This is a genomic window from Calyptranema fuscum S582, assembly GCF_055793305.1.
This window is the reverse complement of sequence record NZ_JBSLYH010000014.1, coordinates 116,967-138,925: the sequence shown is the minus strand read 5'-3', so window position 1 is coordinate 138,925 and position 21,959 is coordinate 116,967. Positions and strand designations below refer to the sequence as shown.

General features: G+C 45.9%; 20 protein-coding genes. 6 read left to right on the top strand and 14 right to left on the bottom strand.

Annotated features, from left to right (window positions below; translation table 11 throughout):
- Positions 1 to 84: 84 nt before the first annotated feature.
- A complete protein-coding gene (locus tag ACR6Z4_RS11995) occupies positions 85 to 1,293 on the bottom strand; it encodes a class I SAM-dependent methyltransferase (RefSeq protein WP_479717505.1) in 1,209 nt (402 codons plus the stop codon).
- 807 nt (positions 1,294 to 2,100) lie between these two features.
- Between ACR6Z4_RS11995 and ACR6Z4_RS11990 the strand changes: the two genes are divergently transcribed.
- Entirely contained in the window at positions 2,101 to 2,856 is a 756-nt protein-coding gene (locus ACR6Z4_RS11990) for a phycobilisome rod-core linker polypeptide (RefSeq protein ID WP_479717504.1), read from the top strand.
- 210 nt (positions 2,857 to 3,066) lie between these two features.
- Here ACR6Z4_RS11990 and ACR6Z4_RS11985 read toward each other — a convergent pair whose 3' ends face one another.
- The 3 genes from ACR6Z4_RS11985 to hemH all read right to left on the bottom strand — a co-directional run bounded on the left by ACR6Z4_RS11985 (position 3,067) and on the right by hemH (position 5,880).
- On the bottom strand, positions 3,067 to 3,507 hold the full coding sequence (locus ACR6Z4_RS11985; protein WP_479717503.1) for a helix-turn-helix domain-containing protein: 441 nt from the start codon (positions 3,505 to 3,507) through the stop codon (positions 3,067 to 3,069).
- A gap of 212 nt (positions 3,508 to 3,719) precedes the next feature.
- The gene (locus ACR6Z4_RS11980) at positions 3,720 to 4,454 is read right to left on the bottom strand and encodes a phycocyanobilin:ferredoxin oxidoreductase (RefSeq protein ID WP_479717502.1); all 735 of its coding nucleotides are present in this window, start codon (positions 4,452 to 4,454) and stop codon (positions 3,720 to 3,722) included.
- A gap of 262 nt (positions 4,455 to 4,716) precedes the next feature.
- A complete protein-coding gene (gene hemH, locus ACR6Z4_RS11975; RefSeq protein WP_479717501.1) occupies positions 4,717 to 5,880 on the bottom strand; it encodes a ferrochelatase in 1,164 nt (387 codons plus the stop codon).
- A 754-nt stretch (positions 5,881 to 6,634) separates the two neighbouring features.
- Between hemH and ACR6Z4_RS11970 the strand changes: the two genes are divergently transcribed.
- The 3 genes from ACR6Z4_RS11970 to ACR6Z4_RS11960 all read left to right on the top strand — a co-directional run bounded on the left by ACR6Z4_RS11970 (position 6,635) and on the right by ACR6Z4_RS11960 (position 8,954).
- On the top strand, positions 6,635 to 7,147 hold the full coding sequence (locus ACR6Z4_RS11970) for a DUF7980 family protein (RefSeq protein ID WP_479717500.1): 513 nt from the start codon (positions 6,635 to 6,637) through the stop codon (positions 7,145 to 7,147).
- Between the two features lie 348 nt (positions 7,148 to 7,495).
- Entirely contained in the window at positions 7,496 to 8,293 is a 798-nt protein-coding gene (locus ACR6Z4_RS11965) for a sulfite exporter TauE/SafE family protein (RefSeq protein WP_479717499.1), read from the top strand.
- Between the two features lie 4 nt (positions 8,294 to 8,297).
- A complete protein-coding gene (locus ACR6Z4_RS11960; RefSeq protein WP_479717498.1) occupies positions 8,298 to 8,954 on the top strand; it encodes a phosphatase PAP2 family protein in 657 nt (218 codons plus the stop codon).
- An 85-nt stretch (positions 8,955 to 9,039) separates the two neighbouring features.
- Here ACR6Z4_RS11960 and ACR6Z4_RS11955 read toward each other — a convergent pair whose 3' ends face one another.
- The 4 genes from ACR6Z4_RS11955 to ACR6Z4_RS11940 all read right to left on the bottom strand — a co-directional run bounded on the left by ACR6Z4_RS11955 (position 9,040) and on the right by ACR6Z4_RS11940 (position 12,558).
- Complete coding sequence (locus tag ACR6Z4_RS11955; protein WP_479717497.1) at positions 9,040 to 9,450, bottom strand: YidH family protein; 411 nt, start codon at positions 9,448 to 9,450, stop codon at positions 9,040 to 9,042.
- Positions 9,451 to 9,611: 161 nt separating this feature from the next.
- Positions 9,612 to 10,226, bottom strand: a complete 615-nt coding sequence (locus ACR6Z4_RS11950; RefSeq protein WP_479717496.1) for a hypothetical protein — start codon at positions 10,224 to 10,226, stop codon at positions 9,612 to 9,614.
- 88 nt (positions 10,227 to 10,314) lie between these two features.
- The gene (locus ACR6Z4_RS11945) at positions 10,315 to 11,040 is read right to left on the bottom strand and encodes a cadmium resistance transporter (protein WP_479717495.1); all 726 of its coding nucleotides are present in this window, start codon (positions 11,038 to 11,040) and stop codon (positions 10,315 to 10,317) included.
- A 3-nt stretch (positions 11,041 to 11,043) separates the two neighbouring features.
- A complete protein-coding gene (locus ACR6Z4_RS11940; protein WP_479717494.1) occupies positions 11,044 to 12,558 on the bottom strand; it encodes an APC family permease in 1,515 nt (504 codons plus the stop codon).
- 451 nt (positions 12,559 to 13,009) lie between these two features.
- Here ACR6Z4_RS11940 and ACR6Z4_RS11935 point away from each other — a divergent pair, with 451 nt between their 5' ends.
- On the top strand, positions 13,010 to 13,924 hold the full coding sequence (locus ACR6Z4_RS11935) for a LysR substrate-binding domain-containing protein (RefSeq protein WP_479717493.1): 915 nt from the start codon (positions 13,010 to 13,012) through the stop codon (positions 13,922 to 13,924).
- Here the strand turns inward: ACR6Z4_RS11935 and ACR6Z4_RS11930 are convergent.
- The gene (locus ACR6Z4_RS11930; protein WP_479717521.1) at positions 13,913 to 14,752 is read right to left on the bottom strand and encodes a prohibitin family protein; all 840 of its coding nucleotides are present in this window, start codon (positions 14,750 to 14,752) and stop codon (positions 13,913 to 13,915) included. The two genes, ACR6Z4_RS11935 and ACR6Z4_RS11930, sit on opposite strands and share 12 nt — an antisense overlap.
- A 454-nt stretch (positions 14,753 to 15,206) precedes the next feature.
- Here ACR6Z4_RS11930 and ACR6Z4_RS11925 point away from each other — a divergent pair, with 454 nt between their 5' ends.
- Positions 15,207 to 16,160: a UbiA prenyltransferase family protein gene (locus ACR6Z4_RS11925; protein WP_479717492.1), complete on the top strand. Its 954-nt coding sequence runs from the start codon at positions 15,207 to 15,209 to the stop codon at positions 16,158 to 16,160.
- Positions 16,161 to 16,229: 69 nt separating this feature from the next.
- Here the strand turns inward: ACR6Z4_RS11925 and ACR6Z4_RS11920 are convergent, their stop codons facing one another.
- The 5 genes from ACR6Z4_RS11920 to hisF all read right to left on the bottom strand — a co-directional run bounded on the left by ACR6Z4_RS11920 (position 16,230) and on the right by hisF (position 21,863).
- Positions 16,230 to 17,459 (bottom strand): DUF445 domain-containing protein, encoded by a 1,230-nt coding sequence (locus ACR6Z4_RS11920; protein WP_479717491.1) that lies wholly within the window; start codon positions 17,457 to 17,459, stop codon positions 16,230 to 16,232.
- A gap of 137 nt (positions 17,460 to 17,596) precedes the next feature.
- Positions 17,597 to 18,307 (bottom strand): bifunctional demethylmenaquinone methyltransferase/2-methoxy-6-polyprenyl-1,4-benzoquinol methylase UbiE, encoded by a 711-nt coding sequence (gene ubiE, locus ACR6Z4_RS11915; RefSeq protein WP_479717490.1) that lies wholly within the window; start codon positions 18,305 to 18,307, stop codon positions 17,597 to 17,599.
- 505 nt (positions 18,308 to 18,812) lie between these two features.
- A complete protein-coding gene (locus tag ACR6Z4_RS11910; RefSeq protein ID WP_479717489.1) occupies positions 18,813 to 19,769 on the bottom strand; it encodes a response regulator in 957 nt (318 codons plus the stop codon).
- Between the two features lie 481 nt (positions 19,770 to 20,250).
- Positions 20,251 to 20,559 (bottom strand): hypothetical protein, encoded by a 309-nt coding sequence (locus tag ACR6Z4_RS11905; protein ID WP_479717488.1) that lies wholly within the window; start codon positions 20,557 to 20,559, stop codon positions 20,251 to 20,253.
- 533 nt (positions 20,560 to 21,092) lie between these two features.
- On the bottom strand, positions 21,093 to 21,863 hold the full coding sequence (gene hisF / locus ACR6Z4_RS11900) for an imidazole glycerol phosphate synthase subunit HisF (RefSeq protein WP_479717487.1): 771 nt from the start codon (positions 21,861 to 21,863) through the stop codon (positions 21,093 to 21,095).
- Positions 21,864 to 21,959 lie beyond the last annotated feature (96 nt).

Below are 21,959 nucleotides of genomic sequence, written 5' to 3'. Positions count from 1 at the left end.
GCTTCGCCGTCGCTCTCTCAACCAAAATTTCAGAGACTTGAAAACCTCGCTCCGCGAGGTTTTCAAGTCTCTGATTACTTTGTATCAATGCTCAGGTGATGGCGTGAGCAGGATGATTTGCTGATGTTGCAGCGATCGCACGTCTGCCAAACTTGCCCCAACGTCTGCTACGAGGTGCTCGACTGTTTTTTGCTCGGTTGTATTATTGGCACACGCCAGCAGAACCTTCCACTCCATATCGGTCAACTGAGCAATCTGGTAGTCAAAATTAAAAAACTGTTGGCTATCTCGCCAGCCATGAATGCAAGGACTGGGTTCAGGAATCGCCGATTGCAAGGCTGCATCCGACCCCCAATCTGCTTTAACAATGGGGCTACGGCCTAAGAAAAATTCATAGTGGGTGATGCTTTGCGGATCCAGCAGTTCAATCAATCGATACCGCTGGCGATCGCTTAATTGTTTCGCCCGTTCTATCAACTCTGGGGCTTTACCGACTAAGCGTTCTAAATCCCATAGTTGAGGGTTAGAGAACCCCAGGAACTCTAAGCCTGATGCATCAATGAGTTCAAATACAGTATTGATGTTGTAATCAATTTCCTGCGGATGCACATACATATCTGCAAAGTAGGCATCTCGTTGATTTTCGAGCGACCAGCGTTCCTGTTCGCGTTTGCGTAGACGGTTATCTTCAGGCAGGGCTGCAAATAGCTGTCGTCCAACGGCTACCCCATCGGTATAATCGCCCCGGCGATCGCCTTGCAATAAAGCGATCGCTTCTTGCATTAATTTAATTTCCCAACGCCCCAACTCCCCATAAACAAAGATATGAAATAGTCCTCCGGGAGCTAACTTTTTTGCCAATGCTTGAATGCCACGAATTGGGTCAGGCGTATGGTGTAGCACGCCCACACAGTTGATCAAATCAAACTCACCCGGCAATTGCTCCACATCAAACAAACTCAAGTGGTGAAACTCCACCCCCGTTGCCCCAGATTTTTGACAGCGCTCTTGCGCCACTGCCAACGCGCCGGAACTCAGATCAATGCCCACCACCGTTGCCTCTGGATTGAGATGCACCAAATATTCTGTGCCCACGCCTGTACCACAGCCTGCATCCAGAATCCGAGCCTTGGTCGATTGAGGTTTTCGTCCTGTACAAAAGTTATAAGCAGCAAGCCAATTCCACCGCCAGTTATAGCCAGGAGGTGGCTCATCTAGCAATGGCTCTGGTGGAAATGGATAGGTATTGTAAAGCTTGGCGACGGCGGCGCTGATGGATTGGGAATCTGACATGAGTGCTGTGTTGACAATTGCTATAGATCACATGAATCCAGTTACCATTGTCCCAAACTCTATGCGGATGACAGCAGGGATTTGGGAGAAAATCTGCACCCATCCGGTAATTCAGCTAAAGGCGACGCCCACACTACAAAAAATCATGACTTTTTAAGGCTATCGAAGAACCGAAGTTGATATAATCACTTCTCAGATAAGGGTTTCAGATAGGTTTATAGATCGTTTGCTGATTGGCTCGCTGATTGGAAGCATTGCTGAGCGAAGCTTTTAGCAACGCGCTTCCAATAGACTCAAGCAAACTTTTGCAATAAGGCACAAGGGTGGAACCCCATCTAAGAGCACTGCCCGAATCCCCATTTTGCTAAGAAGCACAAATTAAATAACCTGTAATTTTTTTGAGAGAGCGACGGCTCCGCTGTCGTTCTCTCAAAAAGAATTGGGTTTTATTAAATCCACGATCATAAGGATCACAAATTAATTAAAACCCGGACGTCTATGTTTGGAAGCGCGGCGGAGCCGCGCTTCCAAACATAAATCCTCTGTGATGACGGCATCATCCATCAAGGCTTCGGGCAATCATTGGGGCAACCATTTGAGATAGATGCATCAGTCATGACTCATACCCTACCATTCGTAGCCCATCTTTTTCGACGAATTGCCGTTCAGGGAAAGCGTTTCAGCTTGCTTAGAAGTCAAATCAAGTTATGTAACTTTTATCAGACTATAGCGAATGATCGCTTCCGTCTCCCTTATGATAATGAATACACTTATGAAGTTGTGTAAAAAAAGGAGGCTTTAATTAACGTGGCTATTCCTCTGTTACAGTATGCTCCTACCAGCAATAATCAGCGTGTGGCTGATTTTGAAGTAGCACCAGGCGATGAGCAACCCAGAGTCTTTACGACCGATAACTTACTCTCTCGTTCTGCTCTAGGTGATCTGATTGAAGCTGCTTACCGTCAGATCTTTTTCCATGCATTTTCCTACGATCGGGAACCGGCTCTAGAGTCCCAGCTTCGTAACGGTCAAATCACCGTACGGGATTTTGTGCGTGGATTGTTGTTATCTAAGACCTTTATCGACAGCTTCTACAATAAAAACAGTAATTATCGCTTTGTTGAGCACTGTGTTGAGAAGGTTCTAGGCCGTCGCGTTTATAGCGAACGTGAGAAGATTGCTTGGTCAGCAGTGGTCATGAGCAAAGGCGTTAAAGGCTTTGTCGATGATTTGCTGAACAGCGACGAATACATCGAAAACTTTGGCGAAAATACAGTTCCCTATCAGCGGCGTCGGGTATTGCCCAGCCGTGAACGTGGTGAACTCCCTTTCAACATCAAATCTCCTCGCTACGACGCTTACTATCGCGCTCAGCTTGGCTTTCCTCAGTCTATTTGGCAAACATCAGTTCGTACTTTTGTGCCTCAAGACAAGAAGGCTACTGCCGGCAATCCATCTCTGTTCCTTGAGATGGCACGGGGAATTAACCCACGGGGTAACACACCTCAGCGCATCTCCGCTCTAAACATTGATATTGAGAAGTCAGTTCCTTATCGCAAGTAAGTGCATTCTCAAATAAAAAGAGCGAGTGCAACATCTTAATTTAAGGTGTTGCACTCGCTCTTTTTTGGAGCAGCTTAATATCGCAATCGAATGGGTTCAGGACGGGGTGCAGGTAATTGAGACGGGGTGTAGGGGTGGAATTCCCGTCCGGGGGCACAGCCCCCGCTTCCCCGCTTTAACCAGCCTTTTGGCTGCTGTGTTTTGTGATCTTTAGCCCGCTTCTAATTGATTTTCAATCGGGGGTTCTTTTTCAGGACGAAACCCCAATTCTAAAAGAGCTTTACGGATTTTGGCTTTGCTGGGGCGGGTTTTGGGAACTGTGAAGCCCAGTTCTCGGGCTGTTTCAAATAGTTCTCGCATCAACAGATCTAAAGACGTATCATCCGCATCTTCTGGAAGATTTTCGATTCTGCCTTCATATGCCAGGGTATATAGTTCCAGGTGATGCTTTCCCATAACTCTAGCCAGCTTACTCAAGGTTTCAGGCGTGGGACAGGTGCCCTTAAAACAAGCGCCTCGCAGTCGTGGTTGAGGAACCCCAGACATTTCTGCTAGATGGTTCATACTCATCCCCTGTTCTTCTAAATATTGAAGAATGGATTGTCCTAATGGGGAACAGTCTTCTGCTTTAATTTGCAACCTTGCTGGCATTGGTTTGTGATCAAGAAACGGGATGATGACTCAAGGTAAAAATCCTTGATGTGTGAAACAGGGATGAATGAGCATTCTCATTGTAATGTCTGCAAGGATAGACGTCGAATCAGCTCCGCGATCGCTATCCATTCATGCGATCGCTACGACTGGGTTAAGGGACAAAATTAAGAATATTAAACGTAGCTCATGTTTGTTTGTAATCAATGGTGTCAAACTGTTACATAGTCAAACAACATGGTGTTCATATATCGCTCAGTCCATTCCGATCCAAACGATTTTTCTAAAACACGGCGAGTTTTATCGTTTTGTTGTTGCTTGGTGCAGTAGTGTTGTTGCCCTGCCAGAACATGGGTAATGTCATTGTGCGACGTTAGCGGCACTTCGCTGCTGGCAATTTGACAATGAATCGTCAGAAAGTCTCGAACTCGCTGGAGAAACTGTGCTTCTTCGGCATCGCCAACCGGACGAATAAATAGACAAAAATCTGAAAAAATATCGCCCCATTCTGGCAAGGCACGGGGTTGGGAAAACTCGATGGCAGGCAAGGCTGATAGGGCTAGCTGATGACGAGGAGGCAAACTGCGATCGCGGTTGATGGGTGACAGATCGGCGATCGCGGCACTAATTCCTCCTTTCTGACTGCCGACCAGGTCAGTGCCAAAAATGGGCAGAGCATAGTCAGGATTGGGGAACATGACACAGTGGAGAATATCTAAGCCATTGCCTACCTGCGCCAATTCCAGATGCAGCTTGCGGAATTGAGAGGTTTGATAACAATGATTTTCGATCGTCAATTTTTCGCCTTCCAGATTGCCCTCGATGTACCCTAAATCTTCGGGCACTTGATACGGCGATAGATCCAAATGTTGCTGCCACACGTCCTCAATGCAATTTGCTAATTGGCGAATCAAGGAATGCTGCTGATTTCTTAACGACTCTTCCATAGATTTTAGTGAAGATTTTAATGAGGACTTTAATGCAGGGGTTCAATCTGATCTCACCCTTCAGACCTGGGAGGTTTTCAAAACCTCCCAGGTCTAGCGTCTCCCTGTTTAATTGGGTGTACAAGGTTTGTGTAGACGATGCATGTGTTGTGTGAAGCTTCCAGATGAATTAGCCTGTATTTTTTCTTAAGAGAGCGACGGCTCTGCCGTCGCTCTCGCAAGCAAGAATTGGGTTTTATCACCCATGATCTTGAGTAAGCGTTTATAGCATCCCGATCGCGTGTAAGGGACCTTGTCTGAAACATAATTCCAACAAGACTGCCAGAACACCAATCATGGCTAAACGCCCATTCCATACTTCGGCTGACGGCGTCAATCCCCATGCCCAGGGACCAGGTGGGTAGTGCTTCAGATTGGGTTCTGGGCGAATGGTATCGGAGAACAGAATCGGCGGTTCATCGAGCGCTTTGACGACCAAATCTGCCAATGCCTGAATGAACGTAGGATGGGCATCGGGTGCCGGAACGCGGGCAAAGGTTTCGATGCCTGCGGCTTCAGCAATCTCTCGATATTCCATATCGATTTCTTCTAAGGTTTCGATATGCTCTGAAACAAAGCTAATGGGCACGACGACCAACTCTTTTACCCCCTTATGGGCAAGTGTCTCGATCGCTTCATCTGTATAGGGTTGCAACCATTCCACTGGACCTACGCGGCTTTGATAGGCAAGCGTGTAAGCATTCGTTCGATTCAGCTGTTTCATAATCAAGGCAACACAATCCTCGATTTCTTGCTGATAGGGGTCACCGGCTTCTTCTACATAACTGACCGGCACGCCGTGGGCACTGAAAAAGACATGGGCGTCCTGGGGATGTGGCACCTGGTCGATGGTGTGCCCAATCAGGGTAGCCAGAGTTTTTAGGTAGCCTGGATGCTTGTACCAGGATGGTATCACTGTATATTTAATTTTTTGCAGCACCGGATCCGCCTTCCAGAGACGTTCGAGCAATCGGAAACTGGAACCACTGGTGCTAATGGAAAATTGGGGATACAGGGGCAAAATCACTAATTCTTCAATGTTGTCCCGTTTAATTTGGGCGATCGCCGCTTCCGTAAAGGGGTGCCAGTAGCGCATCCCAATATAGACGTTGACCGTATGTCCATCTTGCTGCAATTGCTGCTGTAATGCTTGCGCTTGTGCTTCTGTAATTCGACGCAGCGGCGACCCACCACCAATTTTTTGATAGTTTTCTTGAGACTTTTTGGCGCGTAACGTCGAAATCAACCAGGCAAGCGGCGCTTGTAATAAAGGAGAAGGCAACCGGATAATTTCCGGATCCGCAAACAAGTTATATAGGAAAGGACGAACATCTTCTAATTTATCTGGTCCGCCCAAGTTGAGTAGTAAAACCCCTATTCGACCCATATCAGTCATCCATCCCTTTCGCACTCAGATTTGTCACTAACTTTAACAATACAATTCTTTGGCAGGCAGCAGAACATCCCAACGCGGGTCACATTACTCATTTAAATAGAAATAAATAGGAACTGACGTTTTCCCGAACGAGATCCTCTAATCCCTCCTCATTTTTTAGGATGACTGTTCATCTCCGCAGCAATCTCTATCTTTGAGGGACGTAAGATCGGTTCGATGAGTATTGCAAAGACTAAGTTTTACAACATTCTGAGTGGGGGCACCGCCCCCACTCAGAAGTTCCACTCCTGCACCCCGTTGTAAAACTTTGGATTACGTCTACTAGCTATGATCTGCGATCGCTCCGAATCCTATGCGAATGTCTTATACCAATTTATCTGTTCTATTTGGCTTTCGGTTGGTATGACAAAGATGGCTTAGAGGAAGATGGCTCAGGCTCAAAGATTAATTAATTTATATTTTTTTGAGAGAGTGACAGCGAAGCTATTGCTTTCTTAGGAATGGGAATTTAATAACTCCGATGATTTGTTGTACGGGCGAACGGCTGTTCGCCCCTCCAAACGATTCAATATTCGATCTTATTTAATCCACGATCCTTAGAAAGAATTGGGTTTATCAACTCCACCATCCTCAGAACCATATGGTCTGAGGTTGTGCAAAAAAAATCTACGGTAAATCTATCAAGATACTGTACATTAGTCGCCAGGATTGTTATTATCGGTAAAGCGAAAGGAGTACCGGATTTATGAATCAACTTGAGCCAATAAGTGAAGATTTCGATATGCTAGGCTCCAGAGGGTCTAACGAAGAGCAAACTTTATCTGTGACAGAGTCAAAATTTCTAGTGTTTAAGAAACTCCGAGGTGGATGCTTTTTTATCATTGGCTATTTGTTGTCGCCCCTTTCCTGGTGGAATGATTTATTCTTCAATCTGCCCGTTGCTTATGGATTTGGTTATCTTTGCAGTCGGTTTTCAGCAGACTGGTTTTTACCCAGTGCGATCGCAGGGTACTGGCTATCTAATGTTTTAGGCATTTTATTAATGCAAGCAGGGGTGATTGATGTTTTTCAAGGGCAACCCAAAGAGCGAAATTTTCAAAAAGAATTATTAACAGGGGTTGCCACTTCGACGGCATATACGTTGCTGATTGTTTTGCTCGTGCAATTCAAGGTGCTCGAACTGCCAGCCTTTTTGTTTGAAGACGGGGTTGTGGATTTCAGCGTCTTGCTTAACTTATGGGGTGGTGCAAATTCTTAAACGTTTCATTGGGTCTGCGGGGTTTTGTTCCGGTTGCCCAGGCAGTTTCTCGGCGAAAAAATATCCCAGTGTTCAAAACGAATTTAACCGAATATGTCTGGGTTAATCTCTATCCATCAGTGACGGACAGCCGTAGAGATACGATCACTTGTGCCTCTAAATAAAATTAGCTGGCTGCTCAGGATGGTTGACAGCAATCTCTAACTAGCCTCAACATTGCATCAAAAATATTTGATCGCTTTCATCATCCAAATTTAAGAATGGGTATAAATTTGCCTGTTACACAATTTGCTTGTAATAGGAGTCTACGTAGGATGACCGATTCAACTATTATCCGGAACTACGTATATGAATCATGCTTTATTAACATCGCTCAGTTTTTTAGTGGGCATTGTTGTCGGTTTGACTGGCATTGGGGGTGCTTCTCTGATTACTCCCATGTTGATTTTTATTTTTCAAGTTCCTGTATCTGTTGCGATTAGTTCGGATGTAGTTGCCGCGACGTTGATGAAAGTTGTGGGGGGCATCAAGCACTGGAAGCAACAAACGATTGATGTGCAAGTGATGCAATGGTTAGCTTTGGGCAGTGTACCTGGTTCACTGACGGGTGTGGCTACCCTTCATTTCGTTCAGCACACTGAAACTCTGGATTTAGATTTTATCTTATTGCGACTGTTGGGAATTGCGATTCTGCTGATTTCAATCATTGCTTTGATGCAGTTATTGATATTGACGATCGCTCCTCAATTTGCTTTACCCCGTTTCCCCAAACTTGATCTGAAGACTCGCCGAGGCAAAGGTTTAACGGTTGCGATCGGAGCAATTTTGGGTTGCATAGTGGGGTTGACCAGTGTCTCGTCTGGCTCATTGTTTGCTCTGGTATTGATTGCTTGCTTTCAATTAGATGCCCACAAGCTGGTGGGCACTGACTTGGCTCAGGCTGCTATTTTACTAAGCTTTACTTCACTAGGGCATCTCAGTCTGGGTACGGTCGATTGGAGCTTGGTCATTCCTATTTGGTTGGGTTCTGTTCCAGGTGTGTTGTTGGGAGCAAAGCTTTGTCAATTGGCTCCCCAACGGTTTTTACGGTTCGCCATCTACATGTTGTTAGTCATGGTGAGTTGGAAATTGGCGCATTCTGTCTAACGTGATGATACTTTTATTAATTGGTATTTACTCGCCCTTGTTGGCATTTACAGTATTAGCGATCGCCTTAATGCAAACGTCAGGCAATTTTTTCTTCGACGAATGGGGATTAAAGGCTATTCATGCAACGGCTCATCCCTGGCTCGATCGATTGGCTATCTTGGTGACTCAACTGGGAGGATTTTGGGGTATCTTATTTCTCCTGACTCTGATGTTAGCAGGGCTTTGGAAATGGCAAAGATGGCGATCGCCACAGCAACATCGACTGCTTCTGTCCATGTTTCCGATCGTAGCCTTGTTAGGGAATGCCATGATCAATCGACTGGCAAAACTAGCCTTCCATCGTACTCGCCCTCATCTATGGGAGCAACTCATGCCGGAGCCTGATTTTAGCTTTCCCAGTGGTCATGTCATGTCCAGTATGACGCTCGTAATGACGTTGTTGTTGATGACGTGGGGAACGGTCTGGTTTTGGCGAGTCTTGCTCGTGGGGAGTGGCTATGTTTTGCTGATTGGTTGGACTCGCCTTTATCTGGGAGTTCACTTTCCCAGTGATATTGTGGCAGGGTGGATGATTGCGATCGCCTGGACAATCAGTGTTAGCTTGTTGTTAAAGCCGCAGCACTGGCTGACAAGGCAACAGGAAGGATCTCAAACGTAAGGGATATGGCGTTATTGATTTGAGCTATAAAATTTGGTGTGGGTGCCGCGCTTTGCGCGGCACCCACACCAAATTTTATAGCTCTTTACTCTAAGATATAAGCGTTAGCTGTCTCCAGGGGAATGGTGAAGACATAATAGATGACACCTACACCTAATAATAGAATCGAGATAGTTGATAAGATCACCCAGCGATCGGGTGGTTCATACGTATCTTCTTCAATATCATCCCGGACGATGAAGTAATGTTGGGTTGAAAGTAGCACCATCAACAACCCGACCAGGCTAAACGCTAACCCTAATCGCCAACCACTACCCGGTGGCTGTGGCGCGAGAGGCGGACGTAAAAGTCTCAGTCGCACAATCAGCACCCCAAATCCCATCAGAGCGATCGCACTGCGCATCCATGCTAAGTAAGTGCGCTCATTCGCTAGATGGTCTCGTACCCGATTTAGGTTCAATCGTTTTGGTTTTGCTGCTTCTTCCTCGGGGTTCATAGACTTCAATAACCGTGTCAACACTAATTTGTCCTCACATTGTCAACTTTGAAACGGGAATTGAATAAAAAGAGGATTTATTTTGGGATGTGCGGCAACGCCGCACATCCCAAAATAAATGTCCAGATTTTATTTCAGGTGTGATCCTTAGATTTCTAGTGTCAATCTGTCGGGGCGTTAGCCGCTTGAGCGTCGATATCAGCCTGGATCAAGTCAGGAATCTCCCAATTTGTTTCACCCGCTTTAAACGAGGTCGTCAGGGGCAGATTCAATTCGATCGCATGGGTTTCTGGATTGGTTGTTACCAGCAATTGCATGCCATCAACAATTTTGAGGGCAACGGGTTCTTGCAGTGTGGTTCCCGCTAGATTTGTGTCTTTGGGCAAATAGATACCATCGCAATCCCAATTATCATCTGTTGTTTCACCATCAGCTAGATAAAACAGTGTGCTGGGTTGACCGGCAACTGCGTGTTTGGGTTGATGAGCGTATATGCCCAAATTTGCCCCTGTTTCATTGCGGCAGACACCCCAATCTTCAGAGGTTTCCATAATGTATTTCTGAAATTGCAGGGTCGCAATTTTTTGTTGAAGTTCTGCTTCTGTAAAGCCGGATTCTTCTGGATGGGTCTGAGCCTGAAGTAAATCAGTCAGAGATTGAGTAATTTCAGCATATTCAGGACTTTTCTCTGCAATTGGATTTGCCCATGCCGAAGGCATCACGACCCAATTTACTAATAATACTACGACAAGCAATGCAATTTTGAGGAATTTCATGGTTGATCTCCTTACTTCAATTCACTGAAAGACCGTGTTGAGCGCCCGTTTTGTAAAACTTCTTCAATCCAACTCTAGAACCGAGGTTTTAGCTTCGCTCAGCATCTGGAATGATCGTTATTGTTCGTCCCAGATTTCTCAACAAATGGATAACAAATAACCCAATCACGACCAGTGCGATCGCTGTTAATCCTCTATTCTCAAGCGTGTGGCTATCGACTAAAATCAAGACCCCCAACCCCAGCAACACAAAAGGAACCAGGTTGTTACCATAGCGAGTTAGGGTATGGGCGATCGCAGGTACTTGCGTTAATCGATAGGCAACCAAACACCAAACCCCCACTAGTGAGAAAAAGAGCGTCAAAATAATCAACAAACTATTCCAGGTCACACTGGCAAACAGCGGTACATAGATGCCAACATTGTCTCCCCCATTTGCAAAGGTTACAGCCGCAACCCCATAGGTTTGAGGCGATAGCAAGCTTGAAAACCAGGTACTTTGCAGTTCTCCGGGTTGAGTTGAATCTGGTGTCTCATCGTCTTCAAGGGTTAGCAAGCGGCTGATGCCGATGGCAATGGGCACAATGCCAAGTAAACCAATCCAAGGACGGGGTAGTAACAAACTTCCAAAAAAGCCGGGTAAACTGACCATTACCAATGCTGCAAATCCAAGATATTGTCCAGTGACAATGTGTCGTCGTCGGAAAAATGTATTCACTTGAGAAAACAACAGTAACAGAATCACAATGTCGTCTAGATTAGTTGCGGTAAAGGCAGTAAAACCCGCAGAAATAGCAGTCATGATGTTGTTCATATCTTATGATTCCTCTGTAGAACTGCAAACTCGTCGGGTCGATTGAACCTCTTCTGTCACCAGTGCTATTACACTTTTTGTGACAAACTTGGCATGAATTTCATCAATACTGTGTTGCATCGCTCGGGCGATTCCAGGGTAGCGAACTCGTTGCACCGTAAACCATCCACATGTCACCATCAAGTACAGTAAAAATAAATAGGGCAAGACATTGTAGGGGGCTTCTGGAATCGGAAATAGGGTGCTTCCTGGAATACCGACACTACCCAAAACAGGAATGCTCATGAACGCTACAGCAATACCAGAGCATAGAATATGAATCGGCTGTAGCCGGTGAATGCGAAATAGATAAACGGGTGCGGCAATAGAAATCAAAATATAGACCGTCAAAAATCCATAACTACAAATCGCGCCTAAGTAGCCCATACTTTCGAACAGTTTGATGTGAAACAGAGACATTACTGCGGGTACCAAAAACATAATGAAACTACACCAGGTAACTGCAATATGGGGCGTTCGGTTGGCTGAGTGTGTCACACCCACGGAGGCATGAAACAAACCATGCCGAGCCATGGTGAAAAACACTCGTGCGGCTGGATTGATACTGCCTAACACACAGGCAAAGAAGCTAAACAATGTCCCGATCGCAATCCAATCTCCCACCAACCCTAATCCAATTTGTTGAGACAGATAGGTCAGGGGTGCTTCATTATTCGCGATCGATTCGCCTGCACTACTAAACCCCAATACTTCTACATAGGTCGTACCGATGAAAAACAATCCTGCCAGCATGACGCTGCCCATCACAGCTCTGGGAATTGTTTTAAGGGGACGCTTGGCTTCATCGCCTAGAGAGGTAGCACTCTCAAATCCAGAAAAGCTAAACATAACCAATACCAACCCCATCGCAACGCCGCTAGGGGTTGCCCCTTGGAGGGTTAGTTGGGAAAAATCTAGCACAAACTCATGATGTGCCCAGATTAAAAGTCCCAAGACTGCAATTAGGGCAACGGTGACACCTTCCATCCACAACATGACGATCGCCGAGATCTGAATATCTCGGTAGGCAGCATACCAGGCAATGCCAGCGCCGATTGCCAGCAGAGTGAAGGCAGATGGATAAATTCCTAAATGCCCTAACAAAATGCTACTAAAGTTAGCAAAGCCGCATAACACTGACATGCCAGTAAAAAGATATGCCAGCACCAAACTCCAACCACAAATCACCCCTGCTGTTGGTCCTAACCCTTTAACAATGTATGAATAGAGAGAACCAGGGGAGGCTGAGCGACTGGCGAACTGGTTAATGTTGATGCTGACAAAGACCAGACCGATCAAACCAATTAAATAACTGAGCCAGGTACCGTTGCCTGCTAATGCCACAACTAAGCCAATATTAGAGGCAGGAATGGTTGTCGGTGCAATCACCGCAAAAGATTGCGCTAATACTTCTGTAAAAGAAAGGCAGTTTGGCTTCAAGCCATGAGCACTTTGCTCAAGCCGTAGTTCACTTGTCATTATTGAAAATTCCTCAAACGGGAGAAACCAGTTCTAGAGATTAGGTGCTGAACTAGCATCTTTGTTAATTCATGCCATCAACTCAAATAGCTATGTAAACAGGTCATGGCTTCACTGTATGGAGTGTAATTAATAAAATCAAATACTCTTTTTTGTTGATACGATAAATTTAGATTATGTAGATTTCTCTAGTCATAGACTAGGGAAATCTACAATCCCATTGAGTTCAATCAGTATCTATGTTTTCGCTAAACCCCAGTCTGGAAGTAGGGTTTAGCGAGTACTTATAATCCTGAAATTAACCGTTTATTAAATGTTGTAAAGTCATGACATAGGATTTTTTGACATCACTAACATGATCAGTTTTAGGGATGTTTATGAACCACAAATTCTGGTTTTTAGGTTCATAAATATCTTCCTAATTAGTAGCAACTCTGAACAAATTTAAAAGATGACTTTAGAACAATTACGAATTTTTCTAGCAGTTGCAGAACATTTGCACTTTACACAAGCCGCAAACGCACTAGATATTACTCAACCTGCCGTTAGTGCTGCTATTCAAAATTTAGAACAGGAATATGCCGTCAAGCTGTTTCACCGTATTGCTCGACGCATTGAAATTACAGATGCTGGTAAGCTGTTGCAGGTTGAAGCGCAAAGGATTTTAGATCAAGTAGCCCTAACGGAAAGAGGCTTGCGAGAACTCAATAGCTTGCAACGAGGAGAATTGAAATTAGGAGCAAGTCTAACGATTGGAAACTATTGGTTGCCTGAGAAGATTAGCCGATTTAAACGCAAGTATCCAGGTATTCAAGTCAACTGTATTTTGAGCAATGCTGAAGAAATCTGTGAAGGAACGGCAATTGGTTTATTTGATCTGGGTTTGATTACAGGTGATATTAAGGCTTCAGTGCAGAGTGTCTTAGAACAAGAAATTGTCGGGTGCGATCGCCTACAGATCGTAGTCGGTCAATCTCATCCCTGGTTTGGGCGCAGTAAAATTGCGATCGAAGATTTACCTGCAACGGGGTGGGTCATGCGAGAGACAGGCTCTGGGGCACAACATTCGTTTGAGCAAGTATTGAAGCATTGGGGGATTGATTCTACTCAACTGGATGTTATTTTGGTATTGAGTACCAGTGAAATGGTCAAAGCTGTGGTTGAAAGTGGCGTCGGGGCAGCAGCCTTACCTGCACTGATGGTGCAGAAAGAATTAAAGCTAGGCACTTTACATCCGATTCAAGTGGTTGAGCAAAAGCGATCGCGCAAAACGCTAGATATTGTGCAACCCGTTTTGAAACTCAAGCATCGTCAACGCTTTCAAACCCAAATGGCGATCGCCTTTGAACAACTTTTAGCGGTTTGAAGGCTGAGGCTGGAGAGCCGTACTATCTTGCATTAAGCGATTCAGATCCAGAACTTTAGTGTTGTCATTGCCCACCACCAGTGGCAAACTACCGTTCCATTTTTCGATGGCTTGTTTTTGTAGCAACTCAGTTGTCAAAGTAGCTTTCAACAATTGGTGTGCTTCTGCTTCACCCTTGGCTAAATTGACCCTTGCTTCTGCTTCTTTAATCGCCTTCAACGCAACAAACTCAGCCCGTTTAGCCTCTTGTTCGGCAATTTGTTTGGCTTCGACCGCGTCACTAAAGCGATTAGAAAAATGTACATGAACAAGTGAAATATCATCTACAGCGATGTGATAAGCCAAGAGTCGGTTCGTCAGCAATTGATCTACACCTGATTTCACTTCACCACGCCGAGTAATAATTTCTTCAGCCGTGTATTTTGCCATCACGGCTTTCAAGACTTCTTCGACCGCCGGATTAATGATGCGCTCAATCACAGCTACTTTATCGCCAATCTGCTGAAAAATAAGATGGGTTTCCGCGGGGACAATATGCCAATTGAGTGCGACATCCGTATAGACTTCTTGTAAATCTTTAGAGGAGGCTTCGGCTGAAATTTCCTGATTTTGCACCCGCACGCTCAGTTTTTTTACTGTATTGACCAGGGGAATGATGACGTGTAATCCTTCGTCTAAAACCTGATCTTGCACGGCACCAAACTGCATCAATACACCCCGTTCTCCGGCACCAATTATCACGAAGAAACTGGATACCAGGACGAGAAACAACAACGATAACAAGATCTTGCTGGCAGTAACAAAGTCACGCTTTGACTGACGTGCCATCCTGGGTTGTGCGATTGAACTTGGTTCAGTCAGGGTGCCTTGATCAGCGGGATACGTCATGGAGCTGTGCAAGTATAGCGCTAATAATCACAGTTCTATAATACGGTATTTCGATAGAATTACCGTATTTTCGATAGATCCAAGAATAAAAGACTCTACAGGTTTTATTTGAGACAATGGGAACGGTTATCTATAATTTGTAGTCAGTTTTGCGTGTGACCTATTTTTAGCGGTAGCAATCTACACGATGTTGTGAGTAGGGAGGGCGTAATCGCACTTCATCATGCAGCCGTACTATCGATACAGCTCAAAATGCTTTATGTATCAGCCGAAGGGCTGATTAGTAGAGAGGCGCGGGGGCTGTGCCCCCGGACAGGGGTTTCACCCCTGCACCCCGTCCTAATTAACTATTCAATTGCCATATCATCTATATAACAACTGAAAAGCGGCTCCAATGTCCAAATCTCAATGGGTAACTCATAAGTGGTGGATTTATCAACAAGAGCGCTTCCCGCTCGTTAAGAATGGGTTATCAATGGCAATCTTCAGTTCTGCTGCGGTTAGCCATTCCCTGTTGTTGCGGAGTATTTGGATCAATCCTGATGCTGAAGAAATCAAGATTTCTCTAATTCAGGCGTTTGGTTCCGGGGCGATCGCCTTTATTGTCTTATTTTTGTTTGCCGTTCAGTTACGGGTGGTCGGAGAATTTCGAGATTACCAGGAGAATAACCGCTACCATGCCAGTTACCCGATCCAACGGGGATTGATCACTCTGAACGAGTTAGGAATTGTGGCGATCGCCGTTGGCTGCATTCAGTTGGGGCTAACGGTTGCCTTGAGTCTGCCGCTGGTTGTTTTGCTCTGTCTGGTCTGGGGATATTTGGGGCTACTCAGCCAAAACTTTTTTCTGCCTTCGACTTTTAAGCTGAACCCCTTGCTATATCGAGCTATTAGCATTGTTGTGATGCCATTAATGGCGCTCTATGGCACAGGCTGCGATTGGCTGGCGGCAAACGTTGCCATGCCCAATGGATTGTTTTGGTTCCTGCTCGTCAGTTTTTTGGCAGGCATGACGATTGAAATTGGGCGAAAGATTCGTGCTCCCAAAGATGAAAGACCCGGAGACAAAACTTACACGGCTCTTTGGGGACGACAAAAAGCTGTCATGGCATGGTTGGGCATGACTTGGCTCACTTTTTTAGGAACCCTGTTGTCAGCCTCCTACATTCACTTTGCGATTCAAATCTTTTTGCTGCAATTACTACTGCTGACCGGGGCTGTATTTGTGGCATGGCGATTTATGACCAAACCCAGTACAGAGTGGGCAAAACGGTTTGAACTGGTGTCGGGTGTGTGGGCGATCGCCATTTATTTAGCACTCGGCATCATCCCATTAGTTTTGAAATAATGGTGTGGCGCGGCAGAGCCGCGCCACACCAAAACTAGATGTGATGAACCTGTTAGAATTCCTTAGTCTCTACCGCAATAGCATAATCACAGTTTGGATAAGCCCGACCAAAACGCCTAAAACACCGCCGAGATTGACAATTCCCTGCAATTCACTTTTGACAATTCCCTGAATTCCCATTTCTAAGTCTTTGGGTGAAGTTGCCTGGACTCGGCTAATAATTACCTGATCGATATCTAAAATTGGAATGATTTGCTCGACTAATAGTTCTAAATCACGTTCTAAATAGCGTTCTAAAATGAGTGCTAACTCCTGGCTCACCTCTGCCAGTGATGCCGAAATCACCTCAGAAGCACGCAACCGATTTAATAACAAACTGGCAAAATTTTCCCAATTGACCGATGCGCTTAACCCTTGCAGTAATTCAGAACCGCTGGTTTGAAGATAATGGCGCACGGTATCGCGCATGGTGCGGCGCAACTGGCGCACCGTAGACATAGGTAGATTTTGCAACGATAGATTTTGCAATACTTCTCGCAGGCGGATCTTAATGCTCAGAGAGCGGACGAGCTCTGCCAATTGAGCATTGGCTTTGTCGGGTTCGTCTAAACAATAACTGCGCAACCGAGTTAAAGCATTGCGTACCCCCAACAAATTTGCCACAACCCAGTAGGTGCCACTGGTTTTTTCACGAAAACTTTCATCAATCACCTGAATGTTGCGATCGGTGAGAAAGTCAACAATCCCCTGGCGCAACACATCGGGCGGTAGCACGGCATTTAACACCCAATCTGCCAGTTGATCGGCTTGGGCATCGGTCAATTGCAGCTCTAGCAAGACTTCATCAAAAATCTGATTCAGTTGTTCTTCTAAAAAGTCTTCACGCCTTGCCCATACCGTAATTAGCCGGGGAATCGATTGCCCCAGCATGTCTTTGAGAATGCCAGCAAGAATTTTGGCGGTCTTTTGTTCTTTATCTTCTTGAATTTGATCCAGTGCCAGGTTCAGCAGCCATAGGATGGCGGACTGCGTTCGTTCTGTTTGTAATAATCGGCGTGCCAGATTTTGTAATTCGTCGGGTGTCAGCAACGATCCCATGATCGTATTGGCAATCCGCTGAGCCAGGCGATCTTGATTACTGGGAATCAAACCGGGCGTAAAGGGTAGCTTCCAACTGCCCACGTAGATTGCTTTATAAGGACGAAATAACATTTTGATCGCAATATCGTTGGTGAAATATCCAATAATTCCACCAGCGACAGGAGGAGCAATCAATAACCAAACAGAGGAGAAATCCAAGGGATTTTTAGCAAAAACGAACAGCGTGAAAAAGTGACGAGATCAATCGGGGGAGGTGACGCGATCGCCGTAGAAGGGCGACGAATTTTACGGTTTGCGTCACAGGCATTAATGCAGAACAGAAACCATAAACCTATCTAAGCTCCCTTTTGTGCCACAAGCACACCCATCACACCACCCGCGATCGCATAATGGGTTGCGTGTTGAAAGCCAACGTCTTGGGCAAGGCGGACTTGTTCGGCACCCGTGGGAAATTTTTCTAGACTGGGGTTAATGTAAGCGTATTCGTCGCGTAACCCTAAATGTTGGGCGATCGGGACAACAATTGTTTTTAAATACCACTGTTGAAAGGCGCGTGCCTGCGGATCATCAGGGCGATGCAAATCTAAAATAGCGACTTTAGCGCCAGGTTTGAGGACGCGGTAGAGTTCTTTAAGGCTACCCGGAATATCGATGACATTGCGTAGCCCATATCCCATCGTCACCGCATCAAACTGTTGGTCGGCAAAGGGAAGGTTAAGCGCATCGCCTTCAACCCAGGTGATCGGTAATTTGGGGGTAGTGCGATCGCTATGTTGACGAGCGATCGCCAGTTGAGCTGTAGAAAAATCTAAACCAAAGACCTGCCCGTTGTTCCCAACCTGTTTTGCTAACAATCGGGTGAGATCGCCGCTTCCGCAACAAACATCGAGGCAAGTACCGGCAACCGGAGGCTCACACCACTTAACGGTCATTTGCTTCCAAATCCGATGTTGCCCTAGACTTAACCAATCATTCAGTTGGTCATAGACTGGCGCAATCCGATCAAACAGAGCTTGGACTTGGGGCGCTGAATAAGTTGAACTCACGTCTCCTTTCCTTGCGATCGCTTCCTTCTAGTCTATAGGATTTGCGGGGTCACTGATTTTGTCGATCGGTTTTGTTGGCACCTGATGAGAATGGCAACTTCATTAATATCAGGACCTTCGGGTGTATAGCCATCGAGGGTTGATATAGGACAAGGATTATGTGAGAACCCGTACGGAGCACGGATTCTCACACAACCTCCTGATTTAACCATCTCGACGGTTGCTATATAGCGCTGTGCAGGTTGATGCAGTACGGTGTTGTGGGGCGCTCTGCGCCCCACAACACCGTTTCTGTACTGATACTGCTTTAAAAAGACTCCACGGCACATCGATCTAGTGTAAGGGCGCATCGCAATGCGCCCCTACGGTATCTGGTGCGATCGCTAGCTAAACTGGTATGAACGAACTTGTACACCTCTACAGATATAACTTTGCCTGTGAAACCTTCGGCTTCACAGGCAAAGTTATACCCTAAATTCGTAATACCTTTCTTGGGGAACTTCTTTTATACAGAAGATGAATTTTGGCTGACACAGGTGAGTGCCAATGCCGTTTGTTGGGCAGATAGATGCAGTAAGAATAACTCGTCTTCTCGTAAGACCGCCGGTTTTTTCCATTGCAATGACAGAACTGCCATGACCTGATCTCGGTAGATCACGGGGATCAGCAAATGGGCTTGAACGCCTTCCTCGGCATAATGAGGCACTTGAGATAAGGCATTGTCGGAGGGCACATTGACCGCGACCTGAATTTTTTTGCTGGCGATCGCCTGTTCTACCATTGGATCTTGAGCCAGCCAATTTTTTAATGTGGCTGCCCGACTATAAACTCCCTGATGTGCATTTAATGCGGAGCCAGACACCATCTGCAAAATCGCACCATCCGCATGAAAGGTTTCACCAAAGGCAACTGCCAACACTTCTAAAACTTTCTGTAAATCGCTGGTTTCACTGGTTGACTGAACGATTGTACTGAGTAATTTAGTTTGTGCCTGTGCCCGATGTAACTCTTCAGTTTTTTGTTTCAATAATTCGTAAGTTTCGGCAGCCCGTTGTACAACCACCTTGAGTTCGTTGGGATCCCAGGGCTTCGTAATATATTTATAAACTTGCCCGGAGTTAATGGCTTCTACCAGATCTTCAACATCGGTGAACCCGGTCAAGATAATGCGCATCGTATTAGGAAACTGAGGAACAGTTTTGCTCAGAAATTCCGTTCCCTTCATTTCAGGCATCCGTTGGTCAGAAATAATGACAGCTACTTCACCCTCTGCTGCAAGAATTTCTAACGCAACCACACCACTTTCTGCCCGTAAAACATTAAAGTCGCGTCGAAAGGTGCGATACAGCAGATCCAAATTGTCGGGTTCATCGTCTACCACCAACATTTTGGGTTTTGGGGGTCGTTCTAAGCTCATAAGCTGGCGACTGATGCTATCAAGTTCTGACGTAGCACTATCCATGAAAAATTGTCTCCTTGGGCAAATCCGAGTCAGCAACTAAACCGAGCAGGGGGTTATGTCAAAGTTGCAATCGTAGTAACGTTGCGAATTTGAAAGGCACTAAGCTCAATCTGTCAACACTACAATTCTAGTTTTGACACTTTTGCAGTGTTTCTAACCCGAAACCCGAAAATAATCACAAAACCTCATTAAAGACTAAAACGATGAATCAAGGATATCGCTATTGACGCGAAGAGAGTGAATTGAATAAAACCAAATTCTTATCAGGGCGCGACAGCGCGACCGTCGCGCCTCCATGAAGAATTACCAGTGTTATAGCAGCTGAGGGGCTGGTTGGACGGGGTGCAGGGGTGGAACCCCTGTCTGGGGGCGCAGCCCCCACACCCCCATTGTCCTAACCGAGTTGTAAGATGCCCGGATCGTAAGAGGCGCGCCCCAAAGGGCGCGCCTCTTACAATTGATTGGGAATAGTTATGGGATTTTAAGAATGGTTGGTTTCCTCAGCGACAAACTGAGTCCAATCTCCACTCCAGTTTTCTGGGCTTGTTGCCCAATCTGAATAATCTGAGTAGGCGGCTTGCTGTTGATAAGCAAAGGAGCGATTTGCCATCTCTGTCATATAGCCAACGTAGTGACCCATTAAAAAATAGACGGACATCATGGCGGCGGCGGCACTCGATACCAAAAAACCAGCCAGCATGAGAGAAAATTCGCGGCGCTGGACGGCTTGCTGCATCAAATGCAGTGCCCAAGCAACCAGACTGACAACAACAATCAGAATAAAGACCATTCTTAAAGTCGAAATATCGATATGTAATGAATTGTAATATTCGACAATTGTAACAGTTCTTCAAAAAAGTGTCTGCTTTCTATCTAGAGTCTTTCAGAAAAACCTTGAGGATGCTAGGCAGAGAGCTACTTTCCGGAATTTGTCGATGAAGCGAGGAAACCCCATAGGAGTGAGATGCGATCGCGAAGTTTCGTAACAATCGCCCCGATTTTTCTCAGGTGCCTCAACGATAACAAGTAACCACACGATACATTGTGAAAAGATTCTTAAACTTTTCACTCAGGATGCCAGGTCTATCAGGTGTAGATGGTGAAACCGTTCTATGCCAAAGGTTCAGGCGATTTTAATGCAAGATTGATGCGGTCAAAGACACCCTATCTAGTACTCCACTCACATTGCCTGGGCGTAAGATAGGGCGCTACTTCAGTCTTTTGGGCGCAGTTTGAGCTAAAAAAATTCTGCGAATGCCCAATTTAGCCGTCTCACATTTATGAGAACGTCGCGGTTCTTATCGTTCTCATAAATGGTACAGGTCAGGTCAATCGCACCGGCACCTGGCGATCGCTGAGAAAATGTTTCACTTCTGATACGGTCAATTGCCCATAGTGCAATAAAGACGCTAACAGAGCGGCTTCAGCGTGTCCGTCCGTTAAAGCTTCGTAAATATGTTCGCAGTTGCCTGCCCCTCCCGATGCGATGACAGGAATTTGCACTCGTTCGGCGATCGCTCGGGTGAGTTCCAGGTCGTAGCCTGCTTGGGTGCCATCGGCATCCATACTGGTGACCAGCAATTCGCCTGCACCGCGCTGCTCGACGTCTTCAGCCCAGGCGATGGCATCGATCCCGGTATTATCGCGTCCACCCCGCACATAGACATCCCATCCTAAATTGTCAGGGTCAGTTCGACGGCGAGCATCGATGGCAACAACAATACATTGCCGACCAAAGCGATCGCTGGCACGGTCAATAAATTCCGGATCACGAACGGCAGCGGAGTTAATGCTAACCTTGTCTGCTCCTGCTCTTAACAACTTTTTGATGGTGTCTAAAGACTGGATGCCACCGCCAACCGTGAGGGGAATAAACACCTGCTCGGCAGTTCGATAAACCACATCGAAAATAATATCGCGGTCTTCATGAGTTGCGGTGATGTCTAAAAACACCAACTCATCTGCCCCAGCTTCGTTGTAAACCTGCGCCAATTCGACTGGATCTCCGGCATCCCGCAAATCCACGAAGTTGACGCCTTTGACCACTCGTCCAGCTTTTACATCCAGACACGGTAGAATTCGCTTTGCCAGCATAGTTTAAGGTTTGAGTTCAAAGTCTTTCCGTCTAAAGTCCAAGAATAGCTCAAACAGCGTCAAGACACTGGTACACTGGGCATTGTTTATCTGTGT